Origin of the sequence: Bacillus sp. hwrm1, from assembly GCF_040207805.1 — a bacterium.
In the GTDB taxonomy this organism is placed as follows: Bacteria; Bacillota; Bacilli; order Bacillales; family Bacillaceae; genus Bacillus; species Bacillus velezensis.
In genome coordinates, this window is sequence record NZ_CP157943.1 from 3576622 (window position 1) to 3598744 (window position 22123).

Genomic DNA, 22123 nt, shown 5'->3' on the forward strand with positions numbered 1-22123 from the left:
AACCTTTATATATTAGTGTTTGTTTATATTGATCATGTTATTTACAAAGATTTATTCATATTGTGGAGTAAAAATGGAGTCGTTTTTTTCGTCACCAGAAAGTTACATGACATGTCTTGGGTTCCATGTTTGTTAAAATCACCATCTTCGTTTTAAAACGTACAGGTTTATAGTGTCCCATAACGCTGTCCTAAATAAAACACTGGACGCAACTAAGTCAAATGTTTTTCACGGTACTATAGTCAAGACTTGCCCAAGTCACCATTATCAAAAAGAATTTCATCAAGCACTTGAAACATTTATTGAACGTGAGCAAGTGTTATAACATGAATAAGAAACCAAGGAGTGATGAATCTTCTAATCTTTCATTTTACCCGCTGACTCATATCAAAGGAGCTCTAACCAAATTTTAATAGCTGTCGCACTTATTAATAACGCTAAAATCCATTGCAGGAATTTTGTATTTACTTTTTGCCCAACAGATGCGCCAATAGGAGAAGCAATTAAACTAGCAATCATAAGAACCAGAGCCGGTGCAAAAAGAACCTGGCCCGTGATTACTTTTCCAACTGTTGCGCCAATAGATGAAAGAAATGTAATCGCAAGAGATGAAGCGACTGTGATTCTAACAGGGATATTTAAAATCGATAACATAATGGGGACTAGGATAAAGGCGCCGCCAGCTCCTAAAATACCTGATACGCCACCAATGATAAACGCTAGGGACGAAGCCAACCATTTAATAAATATCACTTCTTCGTCTTCGCTATGTTCTTGTCCTTTTTTAGGTATAAACATTAAAATAACTGCTAGTATAGACAGAATTCCGTATATAAAGTTAATTCCTTTTTCAGATATATAATGAGAAAAGTAACTCCCCAATACACTCCCTACAAGGGTGCTGCTTCCCATGTACATAATTAATGCTTTATTTAGAAGACCACTCTTACGATAAGCCCAAACACCGCCAAGTGTCGCAAAGAAAACTTGAATAGCCCCTATCCCTGAAACTTCATGGGCAGTTAATGACATCACTCCCACTAAAGAAGGAATGTATAATAACATTGGATAATTAATAACTGATCCGCCAATACCTATCATTCCGGAAATAAAGGCACCAATAAACCCTATAATGAAAAGAGTTGTGATAAAGGCAATATCCATTTTGGTTCCTCCTTTCAAAGAAAAAGGGCATCTTTGTATTCGATACCCTTTCACATTCATTAACCTTTTTTAATCCAGAATTTCAATACATCGCCTTCATCAGTTTGCTCTAAAAGGTCATGCCCGCCTGATTTAGACCAAGCTGCAAGATCATTTTTAGCTCCCTTATCTGTTGCATGCACTTCTAATATTTGACCTGATTCCAGTTCATTCATCGCTTTCTTTGTTCTGACGATTGGCATTGGGCATGCCAGGCCTTTTGCGTCTAATACTTTATCTGATTTCATGTTCATCTCTCCTCTTTTTAATAGAAATTTGTGTTACCGTATTGCACAGCGGTTTGGACCAATCTCCATTTCACGCTGTTTTTCTTCATTTGGGCTGATTTTCCCCATGTTTGTTTCCCGAATCTCTTGGTATGCATTTGGCTGCGGAGGCAAATGATCTGTTACTAGGTGTCTAAATTCTCTTTCATCCGCAATGTTCAAACCATGGTTCTCGCTAAATAATGTACGTAGTTTTTTACCAACACTTCCATCCTCATTTAGCTCGTCAATGATCATAAAGTGTGCCGGTAATACAATTAAATCCTTTGATAACGCGTTGTAACGGCTATAAAGCGTTGTTCTTAAATCTCCCGCCCAATCTTCTGCCATACCGGCTAAGTCTGGTCTGCCAATTGAATCAATAAACAAGATATCACCTGAAAGAAGATATTGATCATCGACAATGAAAGAAGTGGAACCAATCGTGTGCCCCGGTGAATAAATCGGTTGAATGCCAATCTTTGTGTTTCCAATGACAATATCGTTGCCTTCTTCCAGCGGCTGATAATCAAATACCGCTTCTTCTGCATCCTTCGGTGGTAACCAGTAGGTTGCTTTTGTTTTTTCAGCTATGACTCTGCCGCCTGAAATATGGTCTGCGTGAAGATGTGTATCAAATACGTGAGTAATCTCCGCGCCCTTCTCTTTCGCAAAGTCTATAAAAATATCTGCCATACGTGTCGCATCAATAATCGCTGCTTCACCATTGGAGATGACCATGTATGACAGGCAGCCTTTACCGATACGAACAAACTGATACATCACACCGCCATCTTTTAAATCCCCGACTTTTACCGGCTCTAAATGTTCGCTCCATGCTTTCATTCCGCCCTTAAGATAGGATACAGAATGACCTGCTTCAGAAAGCATTTCGGATACCATGACAGATGAACCTTCTTTTGCACAAACGACCAGCACTTCTTTATCAGAAGGAATTTTCTCCAAGATATCTTCTACGCCATCTAAAAGATCGAAATACGGTACATTTAAATGGTCAAAATAATGTCCTTCAATCTTCCAATCGCTAAAATCATTTTCATTACGTACATCCAAAATAAATAAAGATTCTTTGTGAAAGATTTTTTGTGTGACTTCTTTTGCGGTAAGTGCTTGCACGGTCATGTTTACATACCTCCTTTTTCTGTTTTACCTGTCCAATCCCGCATACCGGGAATAACATTAATAACCTTTTTAAAACCTTGTTTTTTCATGGTGTGAGCTGCCATTTCACTTCTTCTTCCTGAATGGCAAATAATATAAATTTCATCATTTTTGTTTAATTCGTTAGAGCGCTTTTCCACTTCGCCAAGAGGGATATGCACCGCTCCGGGGATATGGGCTTCTTCATACTCCTCTATCTCTCGTACATCTAAAATGTGAAGAGACTCATCACGATCCACTTTCTGTGTGAAAGCTTCTAATGAAATCTCAGGAATTGAAGATGCATTTTCTGATGAATGCTCTCCTCCTTTTCGAAGAAAGTGACAAAGGACTTCTCCCTCTGTTTCAGTACCTAGATATTCATGGCCTGAGCTTTTTGCCCATGCTTGCAGATCTGCCGCCGATCCTTTATCTGTTGCTTGAATTTCTAATATGTCACCAGCTTTTAATTCTTTTATTTTCTTCTTTGTTTTTACGATAGGCATTGGGCATGACAAGCCTTTAGCGTCTAATACAATATTTGCTTTCACGATTTTTTCCTCCTTTTCTTATATAGGGGTGGGGGTATATAAATATGCAAAAAGTTACTCTCTGGATGTTAATACCATGTATTCATACCACCTTTTATATTTGTGATATTTTTAAACCCTTGTTTCTTCAATATTTTACTTGCCTTTACACTTCTCATTCCGCTTTGGCAGATCACAAAGACGTCTTTGTCTTTCGAAAGCTGATGAGTTTGACGAGGCAAGATAGACAAAGGAATATTTTTGAACCCTTTAATATGCCTTGTGCGGAACTCATAAGGTGTTCGTACATCTATAAACTGTTTGTCTTTATTTTTCAGCTCTGACTTTAAATCAGCAGTTGTTATTTGTTTAACACCATGCAATGGGAAAAAACGTCGAAATACGATCCAAAGTAAAAATAAAATGAGTAAAGTATTGAACATTACTCCGCTATTCATAGTGTTATAACCCCCTTCACTTATTCAATTTGCAATGGATAACATTAGATAAATAAGTTGACATTGCCTTCTTCAGCATCTGCCAAATAAGCAGCTACACCAGCATAGTCGATATCATCTAATAGTTCTTTTTCCTGTAAACCAAGAAGATCCATTGTCATCGTACAAGCTACGAGCTTTACACCTTGTTCTTGAGCCATCTCAATCAACTGAGGCAACGTAAGTGCATTATGCTTTTTCATCACATTTTTAATCATTTTAGGGCCCATACCTGCAAAGTTCATTTTAGATAAACCCATCTTATCAGCACCGCGAGGCATCATCTTTCCAAACATTTTTTCAAGAAATTCTTTTTTCACTGGAATCAGCTCTTCTTTACGTAAAGCGTTTAATCCCCAAAACGTATGGAAGATCGTCACTTCATGATCGTAGGCAGCTGCACCATTTGCAATAATATAGGCTGCCATTGCTTTGTCATATTCGCCGCTAAATAAAACAATTGTTGTGCGTTTTGTTTGTTTTGTCATGTTTATTCTCCTGACTAACCACTATTACCCCTGGGGGTATATTAGAATTAAAATTTTTTTCGAAAGATCTCCTATTATTCAATCCAAAATACCGGTAGGGGTATATTATAATAAATATAAAAATCCGTCAACCTTAAAGATGATAGGTTGATGAATTTTTTTATCGGCTCTTTACCAATAAGTCGACCGCTTCTTTTACTAAGTGTTGTGTGTCTTCTCCCTTTTCTAAACTTTCACGAACACAATGTTCAAGGTTTGTGCTCACAATCAAACCCATTGCTCGATCGATCGCATTACGTGAAGCAGCTAGTTGGGTCACAACCTCTCTGCAATCTTTTCCTTGTTCCATCATGGTCAATACACCTTTTATCTGTCCTTCTATCCGGCGTAAGCGATTTTTAATCTTTTGATCATATTCCATGCGTTGAACTCCTTCTTTGAAATTTATATATTTGCATGTTATCAACTATCACTTCATACTATGCTTTATCACACTACATTATTAACTAGATAATGTTTGTGAATCAATATTATACCCTTACAGGTATACTGTCAATTTTCAAGACGGCATGAGAATGATTATAAAGAGTTAATATTAGTACCCACCTGTTTTACGTTAAACCCAAAAGATTAATCACAAGAAGTCTCCATATTTACTTAACATGCTCTTAATTGTATGATTGGTATCCTTGAGGAGAAGAAGACATCGAAAAAGTAAAAAAGCAAACAAATCTAGGATTCAATTGCTGTCATTGATGTCAAGTCATGAACTCCTAAAGGAGATTTAATAACTCATTTTCAACGAAAAACTGATCTCTGTTAATTAGTCGAGATTCCAAGATATACACGGACCAATTGAATTGATCTTTCCTTTTTTGGGAATCCCACAGGTTCCCTCTTGTTTTGATGTTGTTTTTTTTAAAAAAATATTGACACAAATAAATGACCATGTTATCATTAAAAATTTGATATCTCACTCCATATATGATAACCTTAAGTTAAGTTCCCATATATGGAGGTGGATTATATGTTTCAAATTGGCGATAACATTGTTTATCCAATGCACGGAGCAGGTACAATTGAAGCCATAGAAGAAAAACAATTCTTAGAGGAAAAACAACAGTATTATGTCATAAGAATGTCAATCAGTAATATGACAGTTATGATTCCAACGCGTAAAATATTGAGTTCAAATATACGGCCAGTTACTGATATACGTGCATTAAAACACATTATACACATTTTTCAGCATGGAGAATCAGATAAGTTACTGCCATGGAAGCAAAGGTATATAGTAAACACGAACAAAATAAAAACGGGTGAAATACAAGAAGGCGCTGAAGTTGTACGTGATTTAATGCGAATGAAGAAAGAAAAAGCACTTAATTCAAGCGAAAAAAAAATGTTGGATCATGCATATGAATTTTTGATTAGTGAACTGGAAGTCATTAAAGGAATCACTGAAAAACAAATGAAAAGTTTCTGCTAAGGTTAATTTTAAATAATGTTTTGCATTCCAAAAAGCACCCACGAGTTTTCGGAATATTACGATTAAAATATTTCGAAGACGCTTAACTTCATCAACTTACTTTTAGAACATTAACCTCTTTTATTATTCCTACAATCTAATCTGTTTTTATTATTAAAAATTTCTTCAACGAACATTTGATGTTTTATCAAAAAACCCGATGAAATAGTCACTTGATTTTTGTAATCCTGATTCACACTGGCACGGACAAGGAGCCGTAAGGATGGAAGAGAGGCAGGGCTTTCATTGTTTTAGGTCTAAGTGATTATTTCCAGAAGAAAAAACAACCACTCCCCTCTTTATCTTTAAGAATTTCTTACATCTGCTTCCACAGTGAATAGCAGGTGGTTATCTTCTTTTCATAAAAGAGATATGCGAATTGTAACAAAGAATAACATACAGTTATCTTGAGAACATAAAAACAAATCATTTATATATATTCCACATATCGTCAATCCGGTATGTTATACTGTAAACAATCCTTTGAGGTTTTAAACCTTTTTCTTACCTTGTAGCAACTGTCCCTACTCGAACGTTGAGTAGGGTTTTTTTATTCGGTATGATACAGAGAACATAAAAAAACAGGCCCTATATAAAGAGCCTGTTTGTATAAACGATTGAAGATTAAGCAGTTTTTTGAACGTTAGCAGCTTGAGCTCCACGAGCACCTTGCTCAACGTCAAACGTTACTTTTTGACCTTCGTCTAAAGATTTGAATCCGTCACTTTGGATTGCAGAAAAGTGTACGAATACATCGTCTCCATTTTCACGTTCGATAAATCCAAAACCTTTTTCTGCATTAAACCATTTAACTGTACCTTGTTCCATTTTTGTTGCCTCCTAGTGTGTTACACATTGTATTACTATCCTTGCCCAAAGTATCATCAAGACGAAAAGTCGATATTCATACTATCCTTTACACGAACAAAAATAATTCTCCTTTATCATAGCACGAAACGGAAATAACTGCAAATTAATAATGTGTTCATTCATGTTTTATTTGTTAAACCTGTCGATACCAGTGCAAAATAAGATGCCTATTAATAGCTATGGTTTGAAAACACCGTGAAAATGAATCACGAGTGCCTTCAAACCCAGTACTTCATATTGATTGTTAAAGATTTCTTTAAAAAGCTCAGCTGTTTCTTGTTCAAGTACAAAATATTCTTGGCTGTTCACTGGTATAGCTTTGTTTCTGCAGATGTTTCCAAACGATCACTCAGGTATACCTCTATTTTAACGGTATTAACTTGTCATGTTTGTTCCTCAAACAATCAAAGTTTACGGTCTAAATAAACCGATTCACATTGGGGAGCATGGAGAGAGTTTGGCCCGATAAAGAGCTGGGTATAATCTTCATACACCTTTTGTATTCCGGCTGGTTCTGCTAATAAAGATTTAATCGGCCTGGAAAAAAGTATCTCATTTCCAATAATTTCACAAACAAATGGGAAAGATACTTATCATCTATGGTGTATGACGCTGTGACTTCAAAGACAAACGTTTTCGATACATAGAAGAACATCAGGGAAGGGGAAATTTTTAAAAAATGAATGAACAAAACCTAAGGACTTTGAGAAAACTGGTTACACCCTATGAAAAATCCGATTTACAAAAAAGTATATGTCAAATCATTAACACATTGGTGCCATTTTTCCTGCTATGGTATTTGGCATATAAGAGCTTGTCCATTTCTTATTTCCTTACATTAGCCATTTCTGTCGTTGCAGCAGGTTTTTTAGTAAGAACCTTCATCATCTTTCATGATTGCTGCCACTATTCCTTTTTTAAGAACCGAAAGGCGAATCGAATCCTTGGAACAATTACAGGAATTCTGACTCTGCATCCGTTTGATCATTGGGCACACGATCATTCTGTCCATCATGCGACAAGCAGCAACCTGGACAAACGCGGTACGGGCGATATTTGGGTACTGACTGTTGAGGAATATAAAGAAGCCTCAACTAAGACAAAAATAATGTACCGTTTGTACAGAAATCCGTTTGTTATGTTTATTATCGGACCGATTTACGTCTTCGGGATTACCAATCGTTTTAATCGTAAAGGAGCAAAACGCAAAGAACGGATGAATACATATGTAACAAACCTGGGGATCGTCGCTTTGGCAGCACTTTTATGTTGGGCTATCGGCTGGCAAACCTTTCTGCTGGTCCAGACGCCAATTTTTATGATCTCGGGATCCCTCGGAATTTGGATGTTTTATATTCAGCATACGTTTGAGGATTCATATTTCGAAGAAGATGAGCATTGGGAATATGTAAAAGCAGCCGTTGAAGGAAGCTCTTTTTATAAGCTTCCAAAAGTCATGCAATGGTTAACAGGCAATATCGGTTTCCATCATGTTCATCATTTAAGCCCAAGAGTCCCAAACTATAAGCTTGAAATCGTGCATAACAACACCGAACCATTGCAAAACGTTCCGACCATCACACTGGCAACAAGTATTAAGTCGTTAAAGTTCCGACTATGGGATGAAGAAGGCAAAAAATTTGTTGGTTTTACCCACTTAAAAAAAACTTCTAAAAACCAGGTATCAGCTCGGCTAAGAACGGATTAAATAAACGCCCATAATCGATGATAATGGGCAGTGTATCTTGCATAATAAAAGTGGAGACTCGCGCAAAGATTTTGTGCAGAGGTCAGCACTTTTTTAATGCCACATGCACTTACAACAAAAAAATACCAAAGGTGTCAAAACCCTTGGTATCATTAGGATGCGGCCGAGAGGACTTGAACCCACGGGTTATTCACCCGCTGGGCCCTCAATTGGGTGCATCCATGTTATATCCTTCATTTACTTATATCCATTGCACACATTTACTCGTTTTTATTACTTTATCAGCCATCTTGAAGACTTAAAATTCCCTAATACTTCACCACTCGGAAACCCTCCAAAGAATAATCATTATTATAATATCGAACAATCATATTAATATTGTCAAAACGTTCGTTTTTGAATCACCTTGTTCATACTTCTATCAGTTTATAATTGAAATGAATTCGCCAATCTCTTCTACAAATAAAAAAACATTTATTTACAATTAATTTTTATTTTGTTATTCTACTCGTGATCATCGTTTTCTTTGTATATTCATTTTATTATGACTTTGATTTTTCTAATTGGTTTTCGCCCCATAAAAGAAGTGTTCAAATATAGGGTTCAGCTCTAGTCCTGCCCTAGTCAATGAATATTCTACTCTTGATGGAACTTCATTATACTGAACTCGTTGAACAATTCCGTATTCAATCAGGTCCTTTAATGATTGATTGAGCATTGTTCCTGTAATTCCATACACTTTACGCTTTAACTCATTATATCGAATATCATTGTAACTACATAGTACAGCTAAGATTTTTAAATTCCATTTTCCCGCTAATATATTTAATGCATAACTTGCTGGAGCTATCGCTTTATTTAGCTCACTTTCAGTCATATTTTATCCACTCCTTAGTCAGTTTTTCCTTACTTAGTCAGTTTATATTGAGTACTTGTTAAATCTTTTCCATTTATTATAATCAAATATGTAAACCCTGTCACCCATGTATTAGAGAGCTAAATTGATCATAAAACCCTTCAAGTTTATACTTTTTCAAGGAGATGGAGTGAGTAAATGAAAAGTGAAAAGATGCGTGCTGCACAATATACTAAATATGGATCACCGAATGTTCTTTTTGAAGATTCTATATCAAAACCTGTTATAGAAACTGGAGAAGTACTCATTCGTGTACATGGGTCGAGTGTAAACTCTATGGATACGCTATTTCGATCAGGCAAGCTGAAACTATTAACGGGTAATCAATTCCCAAAAGGAACAGGGGCAGACTTTTCTGGTGAGGTTGTTGAGGTAGGATCGAACGTAAAAAATTATCAATTAGGTGATAGAGTGTGGGGAGTTCTTCCTATGAATTTAAGGAGCCAAATTGGTAGTGCCGCTGAATATGTAGCTATATCACCTGAGAAAATATCTAAAATTCCTACAAAGGTTGATCTCTTACAAGCCGCGGCATTGCCTGGTGTAGGTGTTACTGCAATTATTGCCTTAAAATATAAAACGAAACTTAGAAAAGGCGAAAAGTTACTTGTACGTGGTGCAAGTGGAGGAGTCGGAAGCATTGCGATTCAAATTGGCAAAATGTTGGGTGCTCATGTAACTGCTCTTGCAAACGAAAAACATCTTACTTTTCTTCAAGAGCTAGGTGCAGACGAAGTATTTGATTATAAAAAAACATCTCCTACTGATCTTAAAAAGTTTGATGTAGTCATGGACACAGTGGGAACTGACCTCAAACATTATAGGCGCTTGCTTGCAAAGAACGGTAGAATGGTTACTATTGGATTTCCTAGTTTTTCGTCCTTCATATATATATTAGCTTCAACTACTTTCGGTTCTCGTAGAGTTCGCACATTCAGCGCAAATCCCAAAAATGAACTTCTAAAAGAATTAGCATCTTATGTAGATTCCAACAAGGTCAGACCAGTTATTGATAGCATTTATTTTTTATCTGATGTTGCCAAAGCTCATCATTCCTTAGAAGCTGGAGGTGGACGAGGAAAACGTATCATAAATTTACTTGATAAAAAATAAACCATCATTTCAGGATAAAATGGACGCTCATTTCTTGTAAAAGGCGTTGCTCCATTTGCGGCGTTATTAGGCGGGGCTTTAGATGGATTGAGATCAACTCAATTTGCTGATGCATTCAGTACTTTAGCCGCTATAATATAGATCGTCTTTTCACCAGTACCAAGAATAGTATGAATAACCGAAAAAGGTATAGTGGAAAATCTGTAATTTCAATTAACAAAAAAGACCAATACTCTTGTGAGTTTGGTCTTTTGGATTACTTCATATATGCGGTTGAGAGGAGTCGAACCTCCACGGGTTTAACCTCACTAAGCCCTCAACCTAGAAAGTTTTGGTAAGCAAGTCTTCTCCCATAGCTGTATTTTCCGCACAAAAAAATAATACCAAAGGTGGTCAAACCCTTGGTATTATTGGTATGCGGCCGAGAGGACTTGAACCCACGGGTTATTCACCCGCTGGGCCCACAATAAAGTGATTCTTTATTATGAATTACAAAAGCCTATAATATCAGCATTTGTTTATTTTGATTATGAGTGTTTACTTCGATTTATTTTTATTTGGGAGTAAAAATGGAGTAGGTTTTCATTTCAAGACAGTTAATGTCTTGTTACTGGTGACATGTCTATTAGAGTAACCGCCTAACTTAATTACATTTCAACATTTTTTATAAGAACAATTGAAATAGCTAGTTCTCCATGTTTTATAATGAACTCCGGCTTGATGAAGTTTTTCTATGATTTGATCTAGGTTTTTATCTTTCCATTTCTTAATCAGCAGAACTCGCGGTTTGTAACACCTTATTATTGCCTTTCAAAATCCTTTGCATAAACGATCTCGACTTTAATGACTGCTTTCTTCGTATTCCCCTTAAAATTGAATAATCACTTTCCCTTTTGGCCGTCCATTTGCGACTAGTTCTAGCGCTTCATTTACATTGTCTATGGTGAATTGTGTTGGATGAATTGCTGGAACAATGTTGTTTTCTTCAATGATTTTGGTAATCTCTTTAAGTTGTGCGCCGTCAGAACGAACGAAGATAAAATGGTATTCCACGTTTTGTTTCTTGGCTTTGCGATCATACTTTGCGCCAGCAAGGGAAAATAGCATTTGTTTCCACGATGGGAAATTTCGGTCTTTTCCGAAACGTTTATTTGGTCCTGTACGGAGAGAGAGCAATCTTCCGCCCGGTTTGATGATACTCAATTCACTGTCAAATTCTTTAGGTCCCAATGTATCAATTACGTAATTCACATTCGACAACAAGTCAACATAGTTTTCTATTGTATAATCCAAATATTGGACTGCACCCATTTCCAAAGTGCGTTCGCGCGCTTCTGAGCTGCCACTAACAATGACATTTAGGCCCATTGCCTTTGCGATTGGTACCGCCATTTGACCAAAGCTGCCTGATCCACCTGGAATGAAAACAGCTTTACCTGACTCTGCCTCCAGTTCTTCATGTAGACCTTGATACGCTGTGAGTCCAGCCAGTGGTGCAGCAGCGGCTTCCACGTAAGACAAATTTTTGGGCATGGGTGCAATTGCGGCAGCGTCAATTGCAGCATATTCCGCAAAAGCACCAATTTTTTCGAGAGGGAGACGTGTATAGATGGCATCTCCTACGTGAAATTCTGTCACTTTTTTTCCGACTTTTTCGATAACACCTGTCAATTCATTACCAAGCGTTAATGGGAATTCATAATCTTGAATCAGTTTCACGCTACCTGTAATAATTAACATTTCGAGTGGATTGACCGCCGCAGCTTTGACCTTTACCAAGACTTCATTGTCAGCGATCTCTGGAATTGGAATTTCATTAATTTGGACATGGGGATTTTTTGAATATTTGGTGATCTGAGCAGCTCTCATGAGTGTTTCCATTTTTATTAGCACCCTTCCGTTGAGTTGCTTTTATTAAGTTTCTTTACCTTATTTTTATTATTTTCACTGTCTACTTCATTTTTCTACCCTCAATATAATTCTTTTTATAAAGATCTTATATTATTCCAATCGTTTAGGTGGAGGGAACCTTATTTTAAGATCAACCCACCACCTAAACCTTAAATACTCACAAAATTATCTTTTTATTCAATTGGGACTGTTGTCTTTTAGAACGTTCATTCTCAAATAATTAAACTTTTTGAATCGCTACTGCAAAGAACCTATGTTTATCAGCCACCCCAACACGTTATTTTTGTTAATACATTAAACGCCTAGTATTGGATAGATTTGATCTCTTAAATTGAAATTGTAGCTTTCATCTACAATACCTACGACTTTATCGTTGTCATAAAGTTCCATCATAAAACCAGCCATTTGCTTAGCTGTGTGATACATTGGCATAAAGTTTTTGTAATCAAATTCTTCTACATCCTGTGCAGTTTTCTCAAATTCTGTTTCAGTCACTGCTGGTGCTAAAACTTTTGCCTTCATTTTTGCACTTTTAAGCTCCAGTTCTTTTGCAAGCCCTTCTGTAAATGCACTAACAAAATATTTAGATGCAGAATAGGTAATACCACCAATATAAGTCGCATATCCAAGTGCGGAGGATACATTAATTAATTGTGTTCCCTCTACATGAGAATAATCTCGCACAAATAGTGTGGAAAGAATCGCCAACGTCTCTATATTAAGACGTAACATGGATTCTACTTTCTCTAAATTCTGGTCCGTCACAGAAGAAGATTCACCAAGACCAGCATTATTAATCCACGTCTCAATTTGATACTCCTTTAAACTGTTATACAGTGTGTATGCCTGATCTGTTATCGATAGGTCACTTGTATGAATAATAACATCTAAATCAGGATTTATATTATGAATTACTGATTTAAGCCCTTCTAATTTCTCTAATCTTCTAGCTACAATAATTAAGTTTTTGCCGCGAGCAGCAAATTCCAATGCAGTTTCATATCCTATACCTGAACTTGCTCCTGTAATAACTGTGTATTTCATATCATTCTCTCCTCGAAACCATATTTTTAATTAACTAATCGATATCACAAAATAGATTTAGTCTAGTGTCGACAAAGTGAAATTAATAATACTTTCTAATTTCTCTTTATCATTTGTCGTTTTTGTTAATACTCGTATTCCTACGAGTGAATTATGAATAAATTGAGAAAGCCCTTTGATGTCATTGTGTTTAGGAATTTCACCTTGATCTTGACCATGTTTTAGCAGATCAAATAAATAGGCTTCTGTATTTATAAAAATCTCTGTCGTTTTTTTCGCTACTTCTTCATCAATTAGGGATAACTCAACAGCTGCATTAACAGCTAAACAACCTTTTGGCTGCTGTTGTGTCGAATCAATCACCATTTCAAATAATTTTCGTATCGACTGCTTCACTGTTAATTCTGTTTTCACTTCATTCTTCATTCGGCCTTCCATTATTTCTACATAATGATTTAAGACTCGCATAAATAAAGTATGTTTGTCGCCAAATGTATCATAAATACTTCTGCGGTGAACGCCCATATGATCCACCAAGTCTTGCATGGATGTTTTTTCATAGCCCTGTTCCCAAAAAAGAATCATTGCTTTTCTTAATGCCTTCTTTTCATCAAATTCTTTATTTCTAGCCATGTAATCCCACCTTCGAACATATTCAGGGAAAGGACTGAGAATCATTGATGTACTAGAAGCACAATCTTATACATTCATTCATCCCTCCCTCATTCTGAAATAATTAAAGAATGATCATTCTCTTTTGAGTAGCAAAACAGTTAGATCTAACGTATTTCAAGTATATCAAATTTAAGAACGATCAGTAAAGAATTTAGAATTAATTATGTGTTTTATATGGCTATGTATGGCTACTACCTGAATTTTAACGAATATCGCTCCTTTTTATTTTTCATCAAATCATTTCTTTAATGTCATTGACGGCAGGTCATAGAGCATACTGGTGTGTTTTCGAAAATACCCCTCATTTCAGTAAAGTTCCCCGCTGGAATATTCACACTTTAGACACGAACTAGGAACTGTAGAAGAGTTTCCCGGATTTTCAAACTAAAGTGTATTAAACAATACGGAGGATTACACTGGGTAACACAGTCAAATAAAAAAGCTCTAACTAATCCAAAAGGTTGCTAGTCAGAGCTTTTTATACATATTTTTTTGGTCCAACTCACAAAGCACCTACTCTGTCATCAGCTCGATAATACTCATTGGAACGTGATAAATCCCCTTTTTCATAAAAATAATCAGCTGCTCTGTTTGCAAAGTTTTCAATGTCTCCGTACATTCTTAGAAGGAAAATACCATTAGCGATGACACTAATGGTACCCCTTTGTTTCTACTCAATCACTTATTCAGCTTCTCCAACAACTGTAAAGCGTTCATTTATATGTTTTGGATTTTCGATTTCATCCAATACTGAAATTGCATAGTCTGCATAGCTGATATAACTTTCGCCTTTCGAATTCACAAGAAGATGATCTTTCCCTGACTGATAAAATCCAGTTCTTTTCCCGTCTGGGTCAAATACCGCTGAAGGACTGATAAATGTCCAGTTAATATCAGAAGTTTCCTTTAGTTCTTGCAAGTTACGACCTTGCCCTTTAGCTGTCGGAATAAAAATCTCCGGGAAATCAGGTGTATCCATTACACTGACAGTTTTATTTTCGTCTACATAAAGACTCCCTGCTCCACCTACAATTACGGCTCTTGTACCCGTTCCTTTTAATGCCCTAATTAATGCCCGGCCAGCATCTACATGTGCCTGTTCTTCTCCTAATGGAGCACCGAAGGCATTAACTGCTACATCTAACTTTTTTAGATCATCCGATGTAAGATCAATTATATTTTTTTCAATGACTGCAATCTTTTCCTCTTTAAGTTTTGCAGCATCTCTTACAATTGCAGTTACTTCATGTCCCCTGCTTACCGCTTCTTTCAAGATAAGACTTCCAGCTTTTCCGGTTGCACCAATGATTCCAATTTTCAATTTAAAGTCCTCCTAATCATTCAAAATTTTAAATGTAACCATATTGATTACATGTAATAATTTTAGTTACACCTTTTCTATTTGTCAATACTTTTATCATCTTGTTAATTGAGCATATTAGAGTAAAAGAACTTGTAATACATTCAGTTACAAGTGTACTATAAAGAGTGTAAAGTAATGAGGATGGTGAAGAAATCATGTCTATTAGCAGCCGTTTTGCTGTAGGAATTCATATATTGGCTCTTATTGAAATAAATGAAGACGGAATTAGCACTTCTGAATTTTTAGCTGGAAGTGTAAATACAAATCCCGCCTTCATAAGAAAAATTATGGGGATGCTGAAAAAAGCAGGTTTAGTAAATGTTCGGCCAGGTATTGCAGGGGCTGAATTAGCGAAGGATCTAACTGAAATCACCTTACTTGATGTTTATAGAGCAGTTAATGTTGTTCAAGATAAAGAATTGTTTAGTATACACGAAAATCCCAATCCTCAATGTCCTGTAGGCCGGAACATTCAAAGTACAATTGGTCCAATATTTGAAATCGCCCAATCTGCCTTGGAAAAAGCTCTTGGGCATATCACAATTGAGGATGTGGTAAAGGATATTATTGAAAAAGAAAAGTTGACCAATAATTGTTAAATGATTTCACAGAAAATCTTTTATCAGACTGGGGATAAAAAAATGGCTTTTTCATGAACAAAAAAAGAGCAGACATAAAGTCTGCTCCTTTTGATGAAAGATTTAGATTACGGTAAGGGATATAAATATGCTCATGATAAAAAGGAAAAATTAACGACAATGCAGACGATGCCAGATTCTTTAATAGGGCGTTGAGTATTACTATCCAACAACTCAAGGTTCAGAAGCTAAGTTCAAACAAAGACTTGAGGAAATCTCGGATTGGTATAAAAGAAACCGCAAATCTTAGTTTGAACGAATATGTTCTGTATATAAAAATAATGAGGTATGGGGTGAATTGATAATGAATTATGATGGAATAAAAGATTCCTGCCTAACCTTTCCAAACTCTTATGAAGACCATCCTTTTGGAGATGGTTGGACTGCAATTCGGCACAAAGGGAATAAGAAAATATTTGCACTTATCTTCACTCGCGACGAACACTTATGTGTCAACCTTAAATGCGAACCTGAAAGGGCTGATTTTCTACGTGGTCTTTTTGAAGAAATCAAGCCCGGATACCATATGAACAAGGAGCATTGGAATACTCTTACCTTAGATGAGGGACTCCCAGAGCATCAAATCCATGACATGGTAAAGTACAGCTTTGAACTGACAAAACCAAAAAGCAAAAAGGAAACATAACATCGAAGGATAGAACGCTCATTATAGATATTCATCCGGTGCAATGGTACAGAGGAATATGCAAAAAACTTCAAGGCAGCAATTTTTAAATTTGTATTTATGAGATGTTTTCGTTATTGTGAGTCCTTTGTTTCTTGAAATAGGTTGAACAAATAAAAAAGAGCAGACTCAAAGTCCACTCAATTAATTAAGATGATTGCTCATTTCATCCAGACACCTATAAAAAATGAAAGGTGACGATGATATGCCGCAAAGGTCATTTAGCGTTTAATTAATACTGATAACTCACCTTCAAACACTTTTTCCTCTTTCTGATTATAGGTAGATAACAATACAGTAAGTATCCCCGTCTGGCTTTTATTTGGTTTTTTATCAATAACCTTAACAATAGTGTGCAGTTTATCATTAGGGTAAACGGGTGCTAGGAATTTTATATTATTCATTCCTGTCCCAGCAATAATATCGTCTTCATGATGCCCTTCTTCAATCCAAAGCTTAAAAGTAATAGATAACGTTTGTATTCCAGAAGCAATAATTCCATTAAATCTGCCCATTTTTGCTTTTTCTTCATTTAAATGCATGTATTGTGGGTCATACACTTCTGCAAAATTCATTATATTCTCTTTCGTTAATTCAAAAGATTTAGTTTGAAAAACCTGCCCGATGGTGAATTCATCCAATTTCATAAATAAATCTCCTTGAATCTAAACTTTATTATTAAATCTACGTAGCATTTTAACATACTGGCTCTCACACAACAACTTAACGGTAAAACAATTGTTCCCCTATCAGGAATGAACAAGCACATTGTTTTTGTTTCCTTGCCTTTAACCTCTTTATAATCAGGTGTTTTCTTATACAGACCAAGGCGGTCGCCATCACCATCACCCGGCATATGTGCCATTTCCTCATAAGAATCTCCAAGCTTCTCATAATAAGAATAAGCAGTCAGCCTACGAGAACTTTCTTCTGGCTGATAAAACGCAAGTTGAATATATTTCCCGTCATCATATACACGAATTATGACGTTATCTCTTTTGTGCTCATCTGAATCCGCTCGCATTTCTTTTCTGACTTTCTTCTCCTGCTTCATCACATCATTAATTGCATTATCATATTTACTACCGCCGCACGCAGTCAGCTGAAGGATGAAGGTGACTGACAAATCATACGACCTACTATAAGTAAGTGGACAGTAACAGATAAATTTCTATAAACAAAAAATACCAAGGGTGTCAAAACCCTTGGTATCATTGATGCGGCCGAGAGGCACTTGAACCTCCACGGGTTATTCACCCGCTGGGCCCGCCATCTATATTCATAAAACTATTGCTCAGTTGTCAGCATGTTAAGTAAATTACGAATTTCCTTGTTATAACTTTTAATTTCTTCTTCATTACAACCGGTTTTATCAAATACTGCATTAGGTATCATTGTGACTTTTTCTTTAAACTCATTCCCTTCAGTTGTTAACGTAATAATTACACTTCGTTCATCCTCTTTTGAACGCTCTCTTATAATAAGACCTCGCTCCTCAAGTCGTTTTAAAACTGGAGTTAATGTTCCGGAGTCTAGATATAATTCTTCGCCTAAACCTTTAACAGATATTTTTTCCTTCTCCCATAAAACAAGAAGAACCAAATACTGTGATTAGCGTACAAGTTCTCGTTTTCTGCTTTGGACCCCATAGAAAATAAAAAGCCAGCTCTCCTTCGGGAGAAGAACTGGCATAACAAAGCTTCTTGCTCTTATTTTGCTGTATTGCTCGGACCTTTTAATTTCTCTTCGTTCTTGCGTCAACGTTTTATTATTAGGACACAACCAATAAAATAATGACGATCGAGAATAGCAACGCTGCTTTTGCAAAGCAGTAAGCCCTCCAGAATATAAAAGAGCTGCAGTCATTGCTGCTCGGATAATCCCAGCTTATTCTGAGTCTGTATTGAGTAGCCGGTCAATTAAATGGATGTTTTTTTCATTCCTTTTCTGTTTGTTCCATTTTCCACCACAGTGAATCTTTTGGATTTTCAACAGCTTCTTGAAACTCAGCTTTAGAAGCAACTGTTGGGTAAGAACCTTTTAAAGATTTACCTGAAGTATCTTTAAATAAGGTTAACACAACTATTAAGCCAATTAAACTAACTGCCAATAAATAGAAACCCGGCGCCAAATTGTTTCTTGTCACATGAGTTAACCAAGAAGCAACTAAAGGTGTTGTTCCACCAAAAATAGAAACTGATAAGTTGAATGTCCAGGATAACGTACGATATCTAATGTCAGTATGGAACAACGTAGGTAAAGATCCTGGCATAGTACCTTCGTATACAGATAATACAATACCTAACATTAAAAGTCCTATAAATAAGAATGTTATATTCCCCATATTAAGAAATTGAAAAGAGATAATCGAAAATACAATTCCTAATACTAATCCAATTGTTATAACTTTTTTATTTCCTAATTTATCTCCCAATTTACCAAAAGTTAAAGCGAACGGTACCATAATAATCAATACAATTGCTGTAACCGGTGTACTTATATTATCACTTATACCAAGGTTCTCATCTAAATAAGAAGGCATATAACCTAACAATAGGTAATTGGTTATATTGAAAAATGCCACAAATACGATACATAAAAAGATATCTTTTTTATATGTTTTAATGACTTCTAATAAACCTGGTTGTTGTTCTTGGCTTTCAGAGATGTCATTTTCAAAAATTGGTGATTCATCTAAATGACTTCTCAAATATAAACCAAATAATCCTATTGGAATACTTAAGAAGAAAGGAATTCTCCATCCCCAACTATTCATTTGAACATCAGATAAAGTCCAGAAAAGTACTGTAACTAAAACAGAAGCTACTATATAACCAGATAATGTGCCGATTTCTAAACCGCTGCCTAACCTTATACGCTTATTATCTGGAGAAGATTCTGCGATATATACCATTGCACCAGCGTACTCTCCACCCACAGAAAAACCTTGCAGAATACGAGCTAAGAGTAATAATATAGGGGCCCATACACCAATCTGTTCATAGGTAGGAAGCACACCAATTATTAAAGTAGATAAAGCCATCATTAAAATAGTAATTGTTAATACTATTTTCCGACCAAATTTATCACCCATTTTACCAAAAATAATTCCGCCTACCGGTCTAAGTAAGAAGGCAATTGCAAATGTAGCAAAAGTAAATATTAACTTTAATTCATCGTTTTGAACTGGACTGAAAAAGTTTTTACTAATAATAACTGCCAAATAAGAATATAAAGCAAAATCAAACCATTCCATCGCGTTTCCTATCCCTGTAGCAAACACGCTTTTCTTCGCTTTTTGAATGTCTACAACGTTAATTTTTTTCTTGTTAAACTTCATTTAATAATATCGACTCCTTAATTATCAAATCCACATTATACAAGCGTATAAACGGTCCCAGAATGTATAGCGTAATGCTTCTCTAAAAGTCTGGGGGTTTCTGTTTCACCTGATGGAGAGCTAACGGCATAGTGGATGATTGGTTCAACTGTACCTTAAAAGACTAGACTAATATCCATATCAGCGCCAAATAACATTGTAAACCAGGAAAGAAGGATGAAATTCAGTTTTTTCGCTGGTTTCCTTAACTTATTTTTGCCGATTGGACTAAAAATAATACAAAAAGCAACAAAAAGAGAAACATCCAACAGATAATACCAGCCAAAGCGGTTAGTGATATATCCTTGGGCTGTGGTTGGCATTTTCTGCAGACTATTTGGAGAAATGATTCCCCTTAATACAGCTCTATTGTGAATATTATCACATTCGAAAACAAACTTTTATTTCTCCAAAGTATCCTAAACCTTTATTTTAGTTCTTCCATTACGGCTTCCAATATGTTTATTATAAGATCGAGGTCGTTCCTAAGAATTATTTACTGATTCTATCTTTATTACCCCACAATCAGGTGAAACAAAACACTATAAACGTAGCATACCTTTTTAAAATCTGACAAGCCCAACAGGGTGATAGAAACCCGGCTAAAGCCCAGCTAGTCAATGGATAGAAGAAATTTTTTTGTTTTTCCCAAGGAATAACCGTCTGTGTTTAATCTAGCCCAATTAGAAAGAAAAAGAGCAGGAGTAATCCTGCTCTTTCATTCAAAACTTTAATTTGTATGAAGAATTTCGTATACCTTTTCGACTTTCTTTACCTATTAATCAGTATGCAGACTACAACAGAAATAAGTAGCACCGGGTATGAAATAATGGATGCATTTAAACAGGCCAATCACCGACAATTGAATTTATTGCATGACACCTAACAAAATTATTTTTTAAATCCAGCTGGAAATAAAGAAACATTTCTTAGGTAATGGATTTATTTTTGATCGGCTATTTCTTACAGCTAAATCCAGATATCATTTTCAGCTGTTTGATCAGTTATTTCTTGCCCGGTATTCACAACACCTTTAGGTTCTGCAAGCAAAATTTCACACTCTGATTCTGCATAAGGTTTATGTTCAACATTTTTCGGAATGACAAACATTTCACCTTCATTTAATTTTACTTCTCCATCATGAAATTCAATGATTAAATTATCCCCAATGACAATAAAGACTAATAATAACTAAAATTTTAGCAAATCCCAATATTCATTATCTCAATTTTGTTTAACTAACTGGTAATTGTAACAGTAAACTCATATTTATGAAAAGTTATACCTTCTGAAAATTTTCCGACTCAAGTCTGTTTAACCAGTTATGAACCAATGAATTAAATACATCGGTTTGTTCGATTTGCAGGTTGTGACCAGCCATATCAAGTACTGCAAAAGTTGCCCTTGGGTAATCTTCGAGTAGTCGCCACGCATCGTGGTATCCGACTACATTGTCCTGACGTCCTGTGATAATTAGCGTGGGATACTCAAGTTTAGATGAAATATCGAAGGTAAACCCATATCCATTTTGACGAATGTTGTTTATGAATTCATAATTTGTTTGTTTAGAAGGAAGTAAAATTTCATCTCGAAACCTCTCCCATTCAGTTTTACCTTGCACAATCCCCATAGAGCAAAATTCATCCGCCTCCTCTGAAGACAATTGTGATATCAAGTCGCTGTCTCTTTTTAGAACAGTCTTCTGCGGTACTACCCTTTCATCGAATTCAGGTATAGTTAATGGTGCCATCAGCAGTAATCCACGAACTGTTTCCTGACGTGAACGAACGATACCTCTGGCAATGTACCCTCCATATGAATTACCACACACAATAAACTGTTGACCAGGAATAATCTCGTCCAAAAGACGCAATATCGCTTCTAAAATATCATCAGAGTTCTGAATAGACGGTTGCGGCTTAGAATGTCCCATACCCGGTAAGTCTATGTATATTCTCTTCCAACCGCTTCGTTTCTCGAATAACGGTTCCATTGCATTTAACATCACCTGATGGTCAAGTGTCCAACCATGCAACATAACGATCGGGTATCCCTCTCCAATTACTTTATGGTAAATCGACATGTATTTGTTTCCCCTTCCCTGTAATCCAAATGTTTCGATATGAACATTCAATCCTTTCATACATT

General features: G+C 36.0%; 23 protein-coding genes and 4 pseudogenes. 6 read left to right on the top strand and 21 right to left on the bottom strand.

The window, feature by feature from the left end; genetic code table 11:
• Positions 1-387 precede the first annotated feature (387 nt).
• The 7 genes and pseudogenes from ABK447_RS17880 to ABK447_RS17910 form a co-directional block, all read right to left on the bottom strand.
• Positions 388-1164 (bottom strand): sulfite exporter TauE/SafE family protein, encoded by a 777-nt coding sequence (locus tag ABK447_RS17880; protein ID WP_094031529.1) that lies wholly within the window; start codon positions 1162-1164, stop codon positions 388-390.
• 59 nt (positions 1165-1223) lie between these two features.
• Positions 1224-1451, bottom strand: a complete 228-nt coding sequence (locus ABK447_RS17885; protein ID WP_003156135.1) for a sulfurtransferase TusA family protein — start codon at positions 1449-1451, stop codon at positions 1224-1226.
• Between the two features lie 33 nt (positions 1452-1484).
• Positions 1485-2649: pseudogene (locus ABK447_RS17890) on the bottom strand (MBL fold metallo-hydrolase).
• Positions 2615-3184, bottom strand: coding sequence for a sulfurtransferase TusA family protein (locus ABK447_RS17895; protein WP_025284292.1), 570 nt, complete (start codon positions 3182-3184; stop codon positions 2615-2617). Before ABK447_RS17895 ends, ABK447_RS17890 begins: the two are co-directional and overlap by 35 nt.
• A gap of 65 nt (positions 3185-3249) precedes the next feature.
• On the bottom strand, positions 3250-3618 hold the full coding sequence (locus tag ABK447_RS17900; protein ID WP_025284291.1) for a rhodanese-like domain-containing protein: 369 nt from the start codon (positions 3616-3618) through the stop codon (positions 3250-3252).
• 44 nt (positions 3619-3662) lie between these two features.
• On the bottom strand, positions 3663-4145 hold the full coding sequence (locus ABK447_RS17905; RefSeq protein WP_012116892.1) for a DsrE/DsrF/DrsH-like family protein: 483 nt from the start codon (positions 4143-4145) through the stop codon (positions 3663-3665).
• A 160-nt stretch (positions 4146-4305) separates the two neighbouring features.
• Positions 4306-4566 carry a metal-sensitive transcriptional regulator gene (locus ABK447_RS17910; RefSeq protein WP_003156141.1) on the bottom strand — a complete coding sequence of 87 codons (261 nt, stop codon included), beginning with the start codon at positions 4564-4566 and terminating at the stop codon, positions 4306-4308.
• A 606-nt stretch (positions 4567-5172) separates the two neighbouring features.
• On the opposite strand from ABK447_RS17910, the gene ABK447_RS17915 reads away from it, so the two are divergent.
• The gene (locus ABK447_RS17915) at positions 5173-5634 is read left to right on the top strand and encodes a CarD family transcriptional regulator (protein WP_059368304.1); all 462 of its coding nucleotides are present in this window, start codon (positions 5173-5175) and stop codon (positions 5632-5634) included.
• A gap of 663 nt (positions 5635-6297) precedes the next feature.
• On the opposite strand, the gene cspC is transcribed toward ABK447_RS17915, so the two are convergent.
• Both cspC and ABK447_RS17925 read right to left on the bottom strand, forming a co-directional pair.
• A complete protein-coding gene (gene cspC / locus ABK447_RS17920) occupies positions 6298-6501 on the bottom strand; it encodes a cold shock protein CspC (protein ID WP_003156143.1) in 204 nt (67 codons plus the stop codon).
• Positions 6502-6947: 446 nt separating this feature from the next.
• Positions 6948-7037, bottom strand: a complete 90-nt coding sequence (locus ABK447_RS17925; protein ID WP_157696427.1) for a molecular chaperone TorD family protein — start codon at positions 7035-7037, stop codon at positions 6948-6950.
• 185 nt (positions 7038-7222) lie between these two features.
• Here ABK447_RS17925 and ABK447_RS17930 point away from each other — a divergent pair, with 185 nt between their 5' ends.
• Positions 7223-8251 carry a fatty acid desaturase gene (locus ABK447_RS17930; RefSeq protein ID WP_052827085.1) on the top strand — a complete coding sequence of 343 codons (1029 nt, stop codon included), beginning with the start codon at positions 7223-7225 and terminating at the stop codon, positions 8249-8251.
• Between the two features lie 559 nt (positions 8252-8810).
• Here the strand turns inward: ABK447_RS17930 and ABK447_RS17935 are convergent.
• Positions 8811-9128 carry a helix-turn-helix domain-containing protein gene (locus ABK447_RS17935; protein ID WP_227749573.1) on the bottom strand — a complete coding sequence of 106 codons (318 nt, stop codon included), beginning with the start codon at positions 9126-9128 and terminating at the stop codon, positions 8811-8813.
• Between the two features lie 177 nt (positions 9129-9305).
• Between ABK447_RS17935 and ABK447_RS17940 the strand changes: the two genes are divergently transcribed.
• Entirely contained in the window at positions 9306-10280 is a 975-nt protein-coding gene (locus tag ABK447_RS17940) for an NAD(P)-dependent alcohol dehydrogenase (protein ID WP_012116887.1), read from the top strand.
• An 867-nt stretch (positions 10281-11147) separates the two neighbouring features.
• Here the strand turns inward: ABK447_RS17940 and ABK447_RS17945 are convergent.
• From ABK447_RS17945 to ABK447_RS17960, 4 genes are all read right to left on the bottom strand, one after another.
• Complete coding sequence (locus tag ABK447_RS17945; RefSeq protein ID WP_012116886.1) at positions 11148-12161, bottom strand: NADP-dependent oxidoreductase; 1014 nt, start codon at positions 12159-12161, stop codon at positions 11148-11150.
• A 324-nt stretch (positions 12162-12485) separates the two neighbouring features.
• On the bottom strand, positions 12486-13235 hold the full coding sequence (locus tag ABK447_RS17950; protein WP_012116885.1) for an SDR family oxidoreductase: 750 nt from the start codon (positions 13233-13235) through the stop codon (positions 12486-12488).
• A gap of 57 nt (positions 13236-13292) precedes the next feature.
• Positions 13293-13868, bottom strand: coding sequence for a TetR/AcrR family transcriptional regulator (locus ABK447_RS17955; protein ID WP_025284288.1), 576 nt, complete (start codon positions 13866-13868; stop codon positions 13293-13295).
• Positions 13869-14592: 724 nt separating this feature from the next.
• Positions 14593-15231, bottom strand: coding sequence for an NAD(P)-dependent oxidoreductase (locus tag ABK447_RS17960; RefSeq protein ID WP_038463647.1), 639 nt, complete (start codon positions 15229-15231; stop codon positions 14593-14595).
• A 197-nt stretch (positions 15232-15428) separates the two neighbouring features.
• Here ABK447_RS17960 and ABK447_RS17965 point away from each other — a divergent pair, with 197 nt between their 5' ends.
• The 3 genes from ABK447_RS17965 (at position 15429) to ABK447_RS17975 (ending at position 16557) form a co-directional block, all read left to right on the top strand.
• Positions 15429-15872: an Rrf2 family transcriptional regulator gene (locus ABK447_RS17965; RefSeq protein WP_015239220.1), complete on the top strand. Its 444-nt coding sequence runs from the start codon at positions 15429-15431 to the stop codon at positions 15870-15872.
• Positions 15873-15965: 93 nt separating this feature from the next.
• Entirely contained in the window at positions 15966-16067 is a 102-nt protein-coding gene (locus ABK447_RS17970; RefSeq protein ID WP_223252771.1) for a hypothetical protein, read from the top strand.
• 148 nt (positions 16068-16215) lie between these two features.
• Complete coding sequence (locus ABK447_RS17975; RefSeq protein WP_094031527.1) at positions 16216-16557, top strand: MmcQ/YjbR family DNA-binding protein; 342 nt, start codon at positions 16216-16218, stop codon at positions 16555-16557.
• 260 nt (positions 16558-16817) lie between these two features.
• On the opposite strand, the gene ABK447_RS17980 is transcribed toward ABK447_RS17975, so the two are convergent.
• From ABK447_RS17980 to ABK447_RS18010, 7 genes and pseudogenes are all read right to left on the bottom strand, one after another.
• Positions 16818-17243, bottom strand: coding sequence for a MaoC family dehydratase (locus tag ABK447_RS17980; RefSeq protein ID WP_038463641.1), 426 nt, complete (start codon positions 17241-17243; stop codon positions 16818-16820).
• A gap of 125 nt (positions 17244-17368) precedes the next feature.
• A pseudogene (locus tag ABK447_RS17985) lies at positions 17369-17722 on the bottom strand (cystatin-like fold lipoprotein); the annotation flags it as partial.
• Between the two features lie 161 nt (positions 17723-17883).
• Positions 17884-18198 (bottom strand): MarR family winged helix-turn-helix transcriptional regulator, encoded by a 315-nt coding sequence (locus ABK447_RS17990; protein WP_072588824.1) that lies wholly within the window; start codon positions 18196-18198, stop codon positions 17884-17886.
• A 334-nt stretch (positions 18199-18532) separates the two neighbouring features.
• A complete protein-coding gene (locus tag ABK447_RS17995; protein WP_007409580.1) occupies positions 18533-19936 on the bottom strand; it encodes an MFS transporter in 1404 nt (467 codons plus the stop codon).
• Positions 19937-19993: 57 nt separating this feature from the next.
• A pseudogene (locus ABK447_RS18000) lies at positions 19994-20352 on the bottom strand (BCCT family transporter); the annotation flags it as partial.
• Between the two features lie 592 nt (positions 20353-20944).
• Positions 20945-21157 (bottom strand): annotated as a pseudogene (locus ABK447_RS18005) (cupin); the annotation flags it as partial.
• A 97-nt stretch (positions 21158-21254) separates the two neighbouring features.
• Positions 21255-22058, bottom strand: a complete 804-nt coding sequence (locus ABK447_RS18010) for an alpha/beta fold hydrolase (RefSeq protein ID WP_025284283.1) — start codon at positions 22056-22058, stop codon at positions 21255-21257.
• Positions 22059-22123 lie beyond the last annotated feature (65 nt).

Excerpts from the sequence above, each read along its gene's own strand:
- ABK447_RS17980 (WP_038463641.1), bottom strand. The coding sequence starts at position 17,243 with ATGAAATTGGATGAATTCACCATCGGGCAGGTTTTTCAAACTAAATCT.
- ABK447_RS17915 (WP_059368304.1), top strand. The coding sequence starts at position 5,173 with ATGTTTCAAATTGGCGATAACATTGTTTATCCAATGCACGGAGCAGGT.
- ABK447_RS17905 (WP_012116892.1), bottom strand. The coding sequence starts at position 4,145 with ATGACAAAACAAACAAAACGCACAACAATTGTTTTATTTAGCGGCGAA.
- ABK447_RS17955 (WP_025284288.1), bottom strand. The coding sequence starts at position 13,868 with ATGGCTAGAAATAAAGAATTTGATGAAAAGAAGGCATTAAGAAAAGCA.
- ABK447_RS17900 (WP_025284291.1), bottom strand. The coding sequence starts at position 3,618 with ATGAATAGCGGAGTAATGTTCAATACTTTACTCATTTTATTTTTACTT.
- ABK447_RS17940 (WP_012116887.1), top strand. The coding sequence starts at position 9,306 with ATGAAAAGTGAAAAGATGCGTGCTGCACAATATACTAAATATGGATCA.
- ABK447_RS17930 (WP_052827085.1), top strand. The coding sequence starts at position 7,223 with ATGAATGAACAAAACCTAAGGACTTTGAGAAAACTGGTTACACCCTAT.
- ABK447_RS17950 (WP_012116885.1), bottom strand. The coding sequence starts at position 13,235 with ATGAAATACACAGTTATTACAGGAGCAAGTTCAGGTATAGGATATGAA.
- ABK447_RS17945 (WP_012116886.1), bottom strand. The coding sequence starts at position 12,161 with ATGGAAACACTCATGAGAGCTGCTCAGATCACCAAATATTCAAAAAAT.
- ABK447_RS17885 (WP_003156135.1), bottom strand. The coding sequence starts at position 1,451 with ATGAAATCAGATAAAGTATTAGACGCAAAAGGCCTGGCATGCCCAATG.
- ABK447_RS17965 (WP_015239220.1), top strand. The coding sequence starts at position 15,429 with ATGTCTATTAGCAGCCGTTTTGCTGTAGGAATTCATATATTGGCTCTT.
- ABK447_RS17975 (WP_094031527.1), top strand. The coding sequence starts at position 16,216 with ATGAATTATGATGGAATAAAAGATTCCTGCCTAACCTTTCCAAACTCT.
- ABK447_RS17910 (WP_003156141.1), bottom strand. The coding sequence starts at position 4,566 with ATGGAATATGATCAAAAGATTAAAAATCGCTTACGCCGGATAGAAGGA.
- ABK447_RS17970 (WP_223252771.1), top strand. The coding sequence starts at position 15,966 with ATGAAAGATTTAGATTACGGTAAGGGATATAAATATGCTCATGATAAA.
- ABK447_RS17880 (WP_094031529.1), bottom strand. The coding sequence starts at position 1,164 with ATGGATATTGCCTTTATCACAACTCTTTTCATTATAGGGTTTATTGGT.
- ABK447_RS17995 (WP_007409580.1), bottom strand. The coding sequence starts at position 19,936 with ATGAAGTTTAACAAGAAAAAAATTAACGTTGTAGACATTCAAAAAGCG.
- cspC (WP_003156143.1), bottom strand. The coding sequence starts at position 6,501 with ATGGAACAAGGTACAGTTAAATGGTTTAATGCAGAAAAAGGTTTTGGA.
- ABK447_RS18010 (WP_025284283.1), bottom strand. The coding sequence starts at position 22,058 with ATGTCGATTTACCATAAAGTAATTGGAGAGGGATACCCGATCGTTATG.
- ABK447_RS17935 (WP_227749573.1), bottom strand. The coding sequence starts at position 9,128 with ATGACTGAAAGTGAGCTAAATAAAGCGATAGCTCCAGCAAGTTATGCA.